This window comes from Pseudocoprococcus catus, from assembly GCF_019734885.1.
Lineage (GTDB): Bacteria > Bacillota > Clostridia > Lachnospirales > Lachnospiraceae > Coprococcus_A > Coprococcus_A catus.
The window spans coordinates 66,865-79,695 of sequence record NZ_JAAXCM010000064.1; the positions used below are offsets into that span (position 1 = coordinate 66,865).

Consider the following 12,831-nt stretch of genomic DNA (forward strand, 5'->3'; position numbering starts at 1 on the left):
GCATTCCTTTTATTTTGGATATTTATTCTTCATTCAGACGATTCAAAACCATATCATAACCGTCATTGCCATAATTCAGTGAACGGTTGACACGGCTGATCGTTGCAGTAGAAGCACCTGTCTTTTCCGCAATCTCAAGGTATGTCTTCTTCTCGCGAAGCATTCTGGCCACTTCAAAGCGCTGTGACAATGACAGCAGTTCATTGATCGTACAGATATCCTCGAAGAATTCATAGCACTCTTCCACGCTCTTCAGACAAAGCATGCCTTTGAATAACTGCTCAACTTCCGGCGTTTTAATTTTTTTGTTCATGTCGTCACAAATCCCCTTCATTATATAATAATCATTCATTCTATTTGTTCGGACTTCAATAACCTTGTCCGAGACACACAAACACATTTTATCATTTTAGAGGATTAAAGTCTATAGTTATTTCTAAAATCTTTATAAAATTATGCATGCACGTCGCGAAATTTTAGAGCTTCACATCCACCCGGTCTTCCGGTTCAATATCTTCCACCTGATGAATTTTGTCCGCGTGTCGGCGATTCATGCGATATTGCGACGGTGTACATCCTTCTGTTTTCTTGAATACATAGCAGAAATATTCCATTTTTTCAAAACCGCAGTGTCCGGCAATTTCCTGGATCTTCATCTCTGTGGCTGTCAGAAACAGTCTGGCATAATGCATCCGCACTTCATTCACAAATGTCATAGGAGATGTCCCGAAATGCTGCCTAAAAGCTCTGGAAAAATAGCTGACACTGGCACCATACAACTGAGCCAGGCTGTTAAGATCCATCGGATCCGCATAATGTTCCTGGATATATTGATAAATTTCGTTCAGATTCGAATCCTGATAATTGGCCTTTTCAGTATTCTTCACCGTCAGAAGCAGCGACTGAAGCATCACAGATGACCGAAAATACTCTCCGGCCTCCCAGGTTTGGATCATGGCATCCAGTTCTGCCGACAAAACATTCCCGTTAATATTAAATCGCTCTCTGTCGCCAATTTCAAGATATTCAAGCATGGCCGGCACCCCTAAACCATTAAACAAAATCAATGTGATCCAGCATTCTTCATCCTGAAGGGCTTTTCCCACAGCCATTCTTCCCTTTTCAAAAATGACCGCCTCATGTTGTCTCAGCAAAATTTGCTGTCCGTTCTCTTCAATATGCAGTTTTCCGCTGCGCACAATGACAATTGCATAACAATCAAAAAATAAGCGTGTCTGGCGGTCACAACTCTCCATTTTGCGTATAATGTTATCAATATATATACTTAATTTTCTGAAATTGTCATTCTTTTCTGTTAATTTGGTTTTTTTCATCTCTTTTTTTACCTTTTAAGTTCAATATTTTTATAGTATTACATATTTTTAGAGTTTCAATTTGTTTAGAAAAGTTTTATAATAATACCAGATTGTTTGCAAAATAACAAAGAGCACAATTCAAATTAAAGGGAGGAATTTTTTATGCTCAAGAAAATTTCTAATGGTTGTGTACATATCGTACAGAGATACTTGCCTGATCCATTTATCTTCTGTATCTTATTAACAATCGTTGTATTCATCGCAGCAATTCCTGCTGCAGGCGCTACACCACTTCAGGTTGTAGGCTTCTGGGGCACGAGCATCTGGAGTCTGTTAGCATTCTCAATGCAGATGGCTCTCGTACTCGTACTTGGTACAGCTATGGCTACTGCACCTCCTGTCAAGAGACTCCTTGACAAGATTGCAGGCATTGCTAAGACACCTTTCTCAGCTATCGTTCTTGTAACTGTAGTTGGTACTGTTGCATCATGGTTAAACTGGGGCTTCGGTCTGGTTGTTGGTGCTCTTCTTGCAAAATCTATTGCCAAGAAGGTTAAAGGCGTTGACTACCGTCTGTTGATCGCTTCTGCATACTCAGGCTTCGTTGTATGGCATGCTGGTCTGTCAGGTTCTATTCCTCTGACAATCACAGAAGTTACAGAAGCTGTTACAGCTGCTACAGGTGGTGCTCTGACAGAATCCATCGGTATGGACAGAACAGTTCTTTCTCCATGGAACTTAATTGCCTGCCTGGTTATCCTGATTCTTATGCCTTTACTGAATGCTAAGATGCATCCGGCAGCAGATGAAGTTGTTACAGTTGATCCTAAGTTACTTGTTGAAGAAGAAGTCACAGTTAGAAAAGCTTCTACTCCGGCTGAAAAACTTGAAGATTGCAAACTATTATCATGGCTCGTTGTTATCATCGGTGTTGTTTACCTTGTTCAGTATTTCGCAGCAGCAGGCAATCCTCTGAACGCACTGAACCTGAACATCGTTAACCTGATCTTCCTTGTACTCGGTGTTTTACTGAATGGTACACCTCTGAACTACGTTAAGGCTGTTAATGACGCTGTTAAGGGCGCCGGCGGTATCGTTCTTCAGTTCCCATTCTACGCTGGTATCATGGGTATCATGACAGGTGCAGTTACAGAAGGCGGTCCTTCACTGGCCGGTGTTATCAGTAACTTCTTCGTTGATATTTCCAATAACATCACATTCCCTCTGCTTACATTCCTGAGCGCCGGTATTGTAAACTTCTTCGTACCATCAGGCGGCGGCCAGTGGGCAGTACAGGCTCCTATCGTATTACCTGCAACTGTTAAAATGGGTCTTGACCCTGCAGTTTCCTGTATGGCTATTGCCTGGGGCGATGCTTGGACAAACCTTCTTCAGCCATTCTGGGCTCTGCCAGCTCTTGGTATCGCAGGTCTTGGTGCAAGAGATATCATGGGATTCTGTGTTGTTGACCTTATCTTAACAGGTATCATTGTTTGTGCAACATTCGTTGTAGTAGGTCTGATCTAATTTGAACAGAATTTCATCAACAATTAAAAATTGATTTTTTAACAGTGCAGCTAAAAGCTGCACTGTTTTTTTATTCAGAGCCAAATATCATTTTATATTACGGATGTTCAGCTCTGAACAACTATTCTGCCTTCATATGTTTATAAATTTCTTCTCTTATACGCTTCTCTACTTCCAGTGCTATCTCTGTTGTCTTCATATCCACATATTCTTCATAATACATCGGCTTCAGATAATGAATCTGAACCTCTGCCGGTGCTGTGGAATTTGTATCAAATGGTGCATAGCTGTCAAGCAGCGCCACCGGTACAATCGGCGCTTTCGCCTTTGTGGCAGCTTTAAAAGCCCCCGCCTTAAAAGGAAGGATTTCATTGCCATTCCGGCTTCTTGTCCCTTCAGCAAAAATCAGGAAGTTTTCTCCTGCTTTCACACGTTTGGCTGCTTCCAGAATCACCTTCATTGACTGTTTCAGATCACTTCTGTCCATAGGAATATAGTGAAGTGCCTCTCTAATCTGCTTCAATAGAATAATATCCTTCACTTCCTGTTTAAACACCAGGGAAAAAGGCCGTTTCATGGTTTCCAGAAAAGCCAGCACATCAAACATTCCCTGATGATTCGGATAGAGAATATAACCGTCCTCTTCCGGCAGATTTTCTTCTCCGCTGCTGACAATGGTCACTCTTCCCGCTTTATTGGCTTTGATGGCAATTTCCCGGATATAGTTATATTTTTCCTCTATGCTATACCGCTGTTCTTCTGTATCCTTCGCAAAAGAGCAGATACGCCAGAACCAGACAGGAACATGCCCCAGTAGTTTAATGACCATCAACAATATTCTTTTCATAAATTCTACCTGTTCCTTTTGGAATATTTCAAATGAGTCAAACACCCTATCAGTGTCTGACTCATTCTCTGATTATCTTCATGCATCAAATAATTTGGACAATGCTGCATCAATGGCTCTTTCCGTCATCTGAAGATCAGCCTCTGAAAGAGCATCATTGACAAAAAACGCTTCATACTGAGACGGCGCAATATACATACTGTGTGCTTTCATTACTCTGAAATATTTTGCAAACTGTGCCAAATCAGAAGTCTGTACATCATCAAAACTCTTTACCGGTCTGTCGGTGAAGAAAATACTCATCAGTGAACCGACTCTGTTCACCTGAGCCTTTATATGATATTTTTCCACAGCTGTTCTGAAAGCATTCTCAATTCTGGCAGATTTTTCTTCCAGACGCTCATAAACGGCGGTATCACCCATCAGAAGTTTCAGCATGGCAGTTCCTGCAGCCACAGCCACAGGATTACCTGAAAGAGTTCCTGCCTGATAAACCGGTCCCGTCGGTGAAATACAATCCATAATCTCTCTCCGCCCGCCGTAAACAGCCATTGGCATACCGCCGCCGACAATTTTGCCGAAGGTGGTCATATCCGGTGTAACACCGTAATAGTCCTGTGCACCCCCCAAGGCCAGACGAAATCCTGTAATCACTTCATCAAAAATCAAAACGGTTCCATACTGTTTGGTAATATCACGCAGTCCCTGCAGAAATCCTTCTTCCGGCGGTACAACTCCCATATTGGCAGCTACAGGCTCAACGATCAATGCTGCAATCTTTTCACCATACTGGTCAAATAACCGCTGTACACTTTCCAAATCATTGTATCTGGCAATAAGTGTTGTATCTGTAAAAGCCTTCGGCACGCCGGCACTGTCCGGCACATTCTCTGTCAGAAGGCCTGAACCTGCTTTCACCAGCAGTCCATCCGAATGACCGTGGTAGCAGCCTTCAAATTTCACTATATAATCCCTGCCTGTATAGCCTCTTGCTGCACGTATTGCGCTCATCACTGCCTCTGTGCCGGAATTGACCATACGCATCATTTCCATGGATGGAACTGCATTCCGGATCATCTGTGCCAGTTCAACTTCCCCATTGGTAGGTGCTCCAAAACTGGTTCCACGAACTGCCGCTGTTATCACTGCACGGACAACTTCCTCTCTGGCATGTCCCAGAATCATCGGTCCCCATGATCCCACATAATCTACGTATTTATTGCCGTCTACATCAAAGATGTGTGATTCTTCTGCTCTCTCGATAAAAGGCGGTGTCATTCCCACCGCTCTGTAGGCCCGTACAGGGCTGTTGACGCCCCCCGGCATCAACTCGCATGCCTTTGAAAATATTTCCTGACTGTTCATTATCTCTGTTCCTCATCTTCCCGCAGCCACTCTGCAATCTGCGGCGCATAATAAGTAATAATCATCTTCGCGCCGGCACGTTTCATAGCAATCATGCTTTCCATGACCACACGTTTCTCGTCAATCCATCCATTCATAGCCGCAGCTTTCATCATGGCATATTCACCGCTGACACTATAGGTGCACAAAGGCTGATCAAAGGTCTCATTCACCATATGGACAATATCCAGATAAGCCAGAGCCGGCTTCACCATGAGGATATCTGCACCTTCCTCCACATCCAGTTCCGTTTCCACAAGGGCTTCCTTCCGGTTTCTGAAATCCATCTGATAGCTCTTTCTGTCGCCAAAAGCCGGTGCAGAGTCTGCGGCTTCCCTGAAGGGACCATAAAAAGCAGAGGCATATTTGACACTGTAAGCCATGATCAATGTATGCTCATATCCTGCCTCATCCAATGCATGCCGCATATGCCCGATTCTGCCGTCCATCATATCCGATGGAGCCACAATATCTGCACCTGCTGCTGCACAGCTGACTGCCGCCTTTGACAAAAGTTCCAGTGTCTCGTCATTTAGTACTTCTCCGTCTTTAATGACGCCGCAGTGGCCATGGTCGGTGTATTCACAAAGGCAGATATCCGCAATACAGATCATCTCCGGATGAAGCTCCTTTGTTATTCTCAAGGCACGCTGTACAATCCCATCCGGGTCGTAAGCACCGCTTCCGCAGGCATCCTTATGATCCGGTACACCGAAAAAGATAACGGCACGCACACCTTTATCCCACACTTCTTTCATATGAATGGCCAGTCTGTCCAGGGAATAATGATAAATTCCCGGCATGGATTCAATAGGTGACTGGACATTCTCACCCTCCGTCACAAAAATCGGATAAATCAGATCATCACATCTGACATCTACCTCATGAACCATATCTCTGATCTGGGCTGTTCTTCTTAAACGTCTTGGTCTTCTGGTTAAATTCATCTTTCCTTCACCTCATTTTATGTCATCGTTCAGTGCCGATGCAGCTCCGAACATTTTGCTGAATTCTCACATTCAAGACTCGTTCCTACACAGTATATCACAAAGTGCCGCTGTCAGTCCCTCCAAATCATACTGTCCCGCAATTTTATCTATAGAAATATCTGCTTTTTCAGCCGCTTCTGCTGTCACCGGCCCGATGCAGACATTCTTTGCCGCAAAACGCTGTCCTTCTGTCATCTGTGCAAAAGCCCTGACGGCTGAAGCACTGCAGAATGTCACTGCATCCATATCCTCCAGCACTTCCTTTAAAAGTGATGCTTTTTTCCACATTTTTTCTGTATGATACATTGGTGTATCCACCACAAAAAATCCTTTTTCCCGCAGGCGTTTTATCAGTACATCTGAGGCCTCTTCGGCTCTGAACAGACAAATTTCTTCATCATACTGAACATTCTCACACAAGGCTTTTGCCAAGGATTCACTGCAGGACTGCTCCGGCAACAAATCTGCGTAACATCCCCAATTTTCCAGTTCTCTGCGGGTTCCTGCCCCCATCACCGCAATCCTGCAGATGCCAAGGATTCTAATATCTATCCGTTCCTTTTTCATCTGCTCAAAAAAGAATCGTACACCGTTTCTGCTGGTAAATACAAGCCAGCGTTTTCCCGGACGAACCAACACTTCTTTGAGTCCATACATTTTCTCGGCTCTCACAGAAATCAGGCTCATCACCACCGGTTCACCGCCAAGCTTCCTGATTTTCTCAGCCAATGGTTCAGCAATAATTTCCGTTGCCGTCACAAGAATTTTCTTCCCGGAAAGGGACCCCGCCTGCTGCCAGTCAATTTCTTTCTTCAGGCTGACCACATCCCCCACAACCAGGATCGCCGGAGGCTGAATGTCCGCTTTTTCTGATATCGCAGCAATTCTGCCGAGTTCCCCCGTTACACAGCGCTGTCTGGCTGTTGTTCCCGATGCAATCACCGCCGCCGGGGTATGGGCATCTTTGCCATTGGCTATCAACCGCTCACTAATCTGGTGCAGTCTGGAAAGCCCCATAAGAAAAACAAGAGTGCCTTCCTCTCTGGCCAAAATCTCATAATCCAGCGAACTATTTTCTTTTGTCGGATCCTCATGACCGGTGATCACATGAAAAGACGATGCTTTTCCCCGGTGGGTGATGGGGATGCCCGCATAAGCCGGTGCACTGTAGGCCGATGACACCCCAGGTATCACTTCATATTCAATTCCCGCCGCTGTCAACGCCAGTGCTTCTTCACCGCCCCGGCCGAATATAAAAGGATCCCCGCCCTTTAGTCTGGCAACAGTCTGACCTTCCATGGCTTTTTCAATCAGCAGTTCTTCGATTTCTGCCTGTTTCATCCGGTGATGCCCTGCAAACTTGCTCGCATCTATCCATTCAGCCTCATCTTTGGTTGTATTTAGAAGAGATGGGGATGCCAGATGGTCATAGACAATCACATCGGCTTCTTTCAGGGCTTCCATGCCTTTCATTGTTATCAGGCCTATATCTCCCGGTCCTGCACCGATCAGATAAACTTTGCCGTTCTGAAGCCTTGCCGCTATCTGTTCTCCCAGTGAAACTGCCAGTTTGCGGTCTTCTTCTATATTACCGCATCGTGTACCTGTCACCGTCTTTTCTTTCATATGGAGGCCATCCCCTGCATATCTGGCCCGCACAGATACCTTCTGTCCATCCATCCTGACATCCACCGCCGCTGCCTCATTGCAGCCGCCGCCAATGGCTCTCAGAAAGCTGCGCTCTGTCAGAAACATCTGCCAGGTATCCTCATCATGAATGGCCTGCATGCAGTCCTCACAGTCCTTCTGTCTTGTTTCAAGTGCAATGATTCCCTGACCTGCTGCCGGAAGAAATTGCTCCTTAGACAGGATTTCATAAAAAAATGTCTGTTCTTCCGCTTCGAAACTGCCTTCTGTTTCACAATCCTCTGAAAGATATCCTAAACGTTTTAATCCCGCCGCTGCCAGAATAATACCGTCATACATGCCATCTGACAGTTTTTTCAGCCGTGTTGGCACATTGCCTCTGATATCTCTGATATCAACACCGGGACATATCTGCTGAATCTGAAGAGCACGTCTTAAACTGCCTGTTCCTACAACTGTCTTTTCTTTGCATTCTTCTATGATAGAAAATTCCCGCCGAAGACTCACCCATACATCCCGGCTGTCACCTCTTTTAAGCACAGCTCCCACTGTCAGTCCTTCCGGCAATTCAACAGGAAGATCCTTGGCACTATGAACGGCCAGATCGATCCGGCCATCCATCATAGCCCCTTCAAGCTCCTTTGTAAAAGCCCCTTTGCTGCCGAAAGCTGACAGGGATTTATCCAGATGCAGATCACCCTTTGTCTCAAATCCGGCAATCTCTATCTCTATGGATGGAAAAACCTTCTTAATGGCCTCCGCCGCCATTTCCGTCTGCACCATGGCCAGACGGCTCTTCCTCGTTCCGATTTTCATATTGGCCCTTGCCCTCCTCTCTGATTTTCTCTTCTTTTGCAATCCACTGTCTCAGATATTTTTTTCTGTCTGACTGACCGAGCCCGGACATTTTCAACTCTCTGCGCTTCTGGCGAAGCTCTATTTCCAGTTCACCGTACCATTCCGGTATCAATGCTTCGATTTTCCCCCGCAAATATCTGGTCAGTGCAGGCACACCGCCGGATGTACTGATACCAATGACCACATTGCCCCGTCTGACCACCGATGGAAACACACAGTCCGAGACCTCCCCCGGATTGGCACAATCCACCAGTATATGCCTCATCTGGCAATAATCCACTGCCATCTTATTCAATGCCTTATCATCAGAGGCACAGATTACCAGAAATGCTTCGGCCAGATAGTCCAGATTGTGTTCTGTCAGATTTTCATTTGTCCAGACTATATATTTCTTATCTGCCAGAAGTTTTAACTCATCCGTGATCTTTGATGAAATCATCCGTATATCTGCACCATATTCTATCAAAATACGGATTTTCCGAAGGGCTACCGAACCGCCGCCGATAACGATAACATTTCGCCCCTCCATGTTAATAAACAACGGAAAATCAGCCATTTCCCCGTTCCTCCTCAGACCGTCTCAAAACCTCGAAAAACATTTCCAGCTGTTCCGGCTCCGCCGCTTCTCTGGCCCGGTAAAGGAATTTGTTAAGTCCCTTTTCCGGATCTGACAACATATCTTCCAGCAAGTGTTCCCTAAATGCAGCCATCAAAGGCCGATTCTGCTGAAACAGCGCCCACCGCCTAAAATCAGCAATATCCTCCTCCAACATTTCCCTGGCCTGGTCGGCCGCTTCAAACCGCAGATGCTGATTCTTCTCAGACAGCGTTGTCAGCTCATCCAGATGACAGACATAGTTATCCGCATCCCCAAGACCTTCCTCAATATCCATAGGCACTGCCATATCAATGAGGATTCTTCTGCGCTTCCTGGTAATATTAGACTGCCATGCTTCTTTTGTCAAAGTATAATGGGGACTGGCTGTGGCACTGATAACCACATCCATCTCATTGGCCAGGTGATACCGGTCTGTATAGGCTATCTGTGTATAACTTTGTGTCTGCTGATGCCTTGTACCATGACCATCAGACAACGTATCCGTTCCCGCAACAGCCCGCTCTCCCGATTTCATCTGTCTGGAAGCAGCATATAACTGCACCTGATGATCCGCAGCGATATTTTTCATCATAATCTGACCGATTTTGCCTGTAGCACCAATAATAAGAATCTTCTTATCCTTCAGACTGCCGAAATACATCTCCGCCGCTTTCACCGCCAGCGTAGCTGTTGAGACTGAAATTCCCGATAGATTCGTTTCGGTTTTGACTCTCTTGGCCGCCGTCACTGCCATCCTGAAAAGACTGTTGCTCCAAGTGCCGCTGAAACCTTCCTCCATGGCTGCCTTATGAGCCTCTTTGACCTGCCCCAGAATCTGATCCTCACCCAAAACCATGGAATCCAGGCCTGCTGCCACATAAAATAAATGCCGTACTGCCTGTGTTCCCTGATAAAACCGCAAATGCTCCGACACCTGGCTGGCATCTCCGATTCCCGCCATATCTAGCAGGATCCGCTGCATTGCAGTCATTACGCTGCGCACAGAAATTTTTTCTTCGCTAACGGTATACAACTCTGTCCGATTGCAAGTTGAGAGCAGTACACATTCCCGAATTCCCTCCTGAGTGCAGATGCGCATCATCAGTTCTTTTTTATTTTCATCTGTAAACGCAAACAGAGCCCGTATCTGTACAGGCGCTGTTTTGTGGCTAATGCCTAATAATTGTATATTCATTGATTTATCTCTCTGTAACAAAGCTGCCCGGCATACGGCAATTAGAAATGATACACCGCCTGTTATACCAGTATCTGCACTTCGTACAGAGAATGCCTCCAGTTATAAAAATCTTTGTGCTTTAAAACAGCCAGGATGATCCGGGGAGGCATGTCTTTTTCCATAAAATATCTCGAAAGGGCGCGAATCCACTTATCATCCCTGAAAATAGCCGTGGTCATGCAGATGTAATTCCCCTTCGGCAGAATTGACAGACTATTGTCTCCTGTTGGCTGTGATTCCTCATGCGCAATAAAACTACCTTCTATGGACAGCTGTCTGTGCTTCATAAAATCACACTCATCCAACAGATATCCTCGCATTTTTCCAAAATCCGTCATTTCTTCAGCCATCAATTCACCTGTCTGACGGTAAAAATCCTCCACCCGGCAGGCCTTTGGCGTTTCCGTCATCCAAACTCTTCGCGAATCCATCTGTTTCTGATGAATTCTGTAGCCCTCCTGCCCTTCTTCCGGCACCGGATTCTGACTTGTCAGCCACTCCATCATGGACATACGTTCTTTCAGACGATTCATCTGCTTTTTGGTCTGTTCCATCCGCTCCGACATCAGACTCCGCCGTTCTTCCTCCGAAGCTGCCTCCATCACCGCTGTAATTTCCGCCAGGGAAAATCCGGCTTTCTTCAGATATCCCACTGTTTTCAGGCGCTGAATATCATCAAAATCATAATAGCGGTATCCGGTCTGTCTGTCGATTTTTGCCGGACAGACAATCTTCATATCAGCATAATAACGCAGGGCCGATACCGAAATCCCCGTCATCTCATGCACATCACCGATTGAATACAGCCTGTCCATCCCATTAACCTCTGTATCTTAAAACAACCACATACTGTTCTTTCTTGCCGGACAATGCCCACTCTTTCTCTGCTTTCAGATAGCCGGACCTTGCAGCCAGAGATAAGAGATATTCCTTCTCTGTTGTCACAACAATCACATAGCCTCCCGGAGTCATCCACTGGTTCAGCTTCCGGACAAAGTTCTTATATAAAGTCATCAGCACATCCGGTGTCATCTTGTCACTTCCCGCCGGCAGTTCTGTAATGACTTCATCAAAGGTATAGCTGTGGGAAAATTCCACAAAGTCTTTATTGATAAAATAGCTCGGCACATTGGCCTTTCCTGCATTCTCTCTGGCACCTTCTATGGCTTCACCAAAAATATCCACACCATAAAGATGGGCAGCTTTCTTTCTGCGATAACGTTCAATCAGAAGTGTCGCTGTACCACAGAATGGGTCCAACACATCCGCATCATCCGCCAGATATTCAGAGGCAATTGAAACAACTTCCGCTGCTTTCACCGGGTGCATCGATGTGGCAATAGCATTGCGGCGATAGCTGAACCTACTGTCTGCTATCGTATGTAAAATCAAATAAACACTGTACTGTCCCTGCTTATTCTCTGTGATCCGCAGTTCACATTCATAATTGGACGCGGAATTCTGCAGATGATGTCCGGACAAACGTTCCAGTTCTGCCCCCAGACGCTTCACATACTGACTCTTTTCATTCAAAACCAGCTTCGTCCGCAAATCAATTCTGAAATAAAAGGGTCCGTCACCTTCATGGCGCTTCTTCAGATAGTCCGTCAGTCCGGCACTGTAAATGGCTGCTGCAACAGCCTGATAGTCTGTTGCCTTCAACGGATTGGCACAGAAGCGGAACATAAAGCCCTTCACTGTACGGATACCGAAAAGTTCTCCCGGACGTTCTGCCAGAATGCGCACACCGCCTCTCATTGCCTTGGCCGCATCTCTCACATTTCTCGGCATCACATCAATGGTCAGCTGCTCCATCCCGGGACTGGTCAGCAAAATCATCTCTGAAGGCACCGAATAGCCTGTAAATGTATGCTTCACCGGCTTCTCCACAATCAACAGCATATCCCTTAAAAGCTTCAATTCCTCATTCAGATGCTTCTGATTCTCTGGCGTCATCTCCATCTGCATCAGTTCTTCCATCCGCTCCCTGAAAGCGTTTAAATACGTCCTGTAATCCAACTGACTCATGGCTGTCAGATAAGCACTCTTTACAAAAAGCTTCTCCTCGCATTCATAAGCATAAAACAGGGCATCCAATGCATCCTGACATCCCATCTCGCCAAGAATCAATGCCGCATTCTTCCTGACTTTGGCATCTTCATGCTTCAAAAGCTTCAGCATCAGAGACAGGCATCTCTGGCGATCACGCTGCCAGGCTGCACTGCCAGGTTCTGTTTTTAAAAGTTTGCGCAGCTCGATCAGATTCTTACGCACATCCTCATCACGTTCTATTTTATCAAGATAATTTCTAAACATTTAATCCTCTCTTTTTCATCTTAAAATATCGCTTAAATTCCTCTTATCATCATATATGGAGTTTCAAAAAAAGTCAATACAGAATGGATGCA

General features: G+C 45.6%; 11 protein-coding genes. 1 reads left to right on the forward strand and 10 read right to left on the reverse strand.

Going from position 1 to position 12,831, the window contains the following annotated elements; all coding sequences use genetic code 11:
* Positions 1-22: 22 nt before the first annotated feature.
* Both HED67_RS16125 and HED67_RS16130 read right to left on the reverse strand, forming a co-directional pair.
* The gene (locus HED67_RS16125) at positions 23-313 is read right to left on the reverse strand and encodes a YerC/YecD family TrpR-related protein (protein WP_178440400.1); all 291 of its coding nucleotides are present in this window, start codon (positions 311-313) and stop codon (positions 23-25) included.
* Between the two features lie 163 nt (positions 314-476).
* Complete coding sequence (locus HED67_RS16130) at positions 477-1,334, reverse strand: helix-turn-helix transcriptional regulator (RefSeq protein ID WP_178440398.1); 858 nt, start codon at positions 1,332-1,334, stop codon at positions 477-479.
* Between the two features lie 144 nt (positions 1,335-1,478).
* Between HED67_RS16130 and HED67_RS16135 the strand changes: the two genes are divergently transcribed.
* Positions 1,479-2,843, forward strand: coding sequence for a short-chain fatty acid transporter (locus HED67_RS16135; protein ID WP_221718881.1), 1,365 nt, complete (start codon positions 1,479-1,481; stop codon positions 2,841-2,843).
* A gap of 121 nt (positions 2,844-2,964) precedes the next feature.
* On the opposite strand, the gene HED67_RS16140 is transcribed toward HED67_RS16135, so the two are convergent.
* The 8 genes from HED67_RS16140 to HED67_RS16175 all read right to left on the reverse strand — a co-directional run bounded on the left by HED67_RS16140 (position 2,965) and on the right by HED67_RS16175 (position 12,739).
* A complete protein-coding gene (locus HED67_RS16140; RefSeq protein ID WP_221718882.1) occupies positions 2,965-3,690 on the reverse strand; it encodes a lysophospholipid acyltransferase family protein in 726 nt (241 codons plus the stop codon).
* A 78-nt stretch (positions 3,691-3,768) separates the two neighbouring features.
* Complete coding sequence (gene hemL, locus HED67_RS16145) at positions 3,769-5,055, reverse strand: glutamate-1-semialdehyde 2,1-aminomutase (RefSeq protein ID WP_215633269.1); 1,287 nt, start codon at positions 5,053-5,055, stop codon at positions 3,769-3,771.
* Entirely contained in the window at positions 5,055-6,041 is a 987-nt protein-coding gene (gene hemB, locus HED67_RS16150) for a porphobilinogen synthase (protein ID WP_221718883.1), read from the reverse strand. Before hemB ends, hemL begins: the two co-directional genes overlap by 1 nt.
* Positions 6,042-6,113: 72 nt before the next feature.
* Positions 6,114-8,546: a uroporphyrinogen-III C-methyltransferase gene (gene cobA / locus HED67_RS16155; RefSeq protein ID WP_221718884.1), complete on the reverse strand. Its 2,433-nt coding sequence runs from the start codon at positions 8,544-8,546 to the stop codon at positions 6,114-6,116.
* A complete protein-coding gene (locus tag HED67_RS16160) occupies positions 8,479-9,144 on the reverse strand; it encodes a precorrin-2 dehydrogenase/sirohydrochlorin ferrochelatase family protein (protein ID WP_221718885.1) in 666 nt (221 codons plus the stop codon). Before HED67_RS16160 ends, cobA begins: the two co-directional genes overlap by 68 nt.
* The gene (gene hemA / locus HED67_RS16165; protein ID WP_221718886.1) at positions 9,137-10,381 is read right to left on the reverse strand and encodes a glutamyl-tRNA reductase; all 1,245 of its coding nucleotides are present in this window, start codon (positions 10,379-10,381) and stop codon (positions 9,137-9,139) included. Before hemA ends, HED67_RS16160 begins: the two co-directional genes overlap by 8 nt.
* Before the next feature lie 62 nt (positions 10,382-10,443).
* Positions 10,444-11,238, reverse strand: a complete 795-nt coding sequence (locus tag HED67_RS16170) for a MerR family transcriptional regulator (protein WP_221718887.1) — start codon at positions 11,236-11,238, stop codon at positions 10,444-10,446.
* A 4-nt stretch (positions 11,239-11,242) separates the two neighbouring features.
* Complete coding sequence (locus tag HED67_RS16175; protein ID WP_221718888.1) at positions 11,243-12,739, reverse strand: HEAT repeat domain-containing protein; 1,497 nt, start codon at positions 12,737-12,739, stop codon at positions 11,243-11,245.
* Between the last annotated feature and the right edge of the window lie 92 nt (positions 12,740-12,831).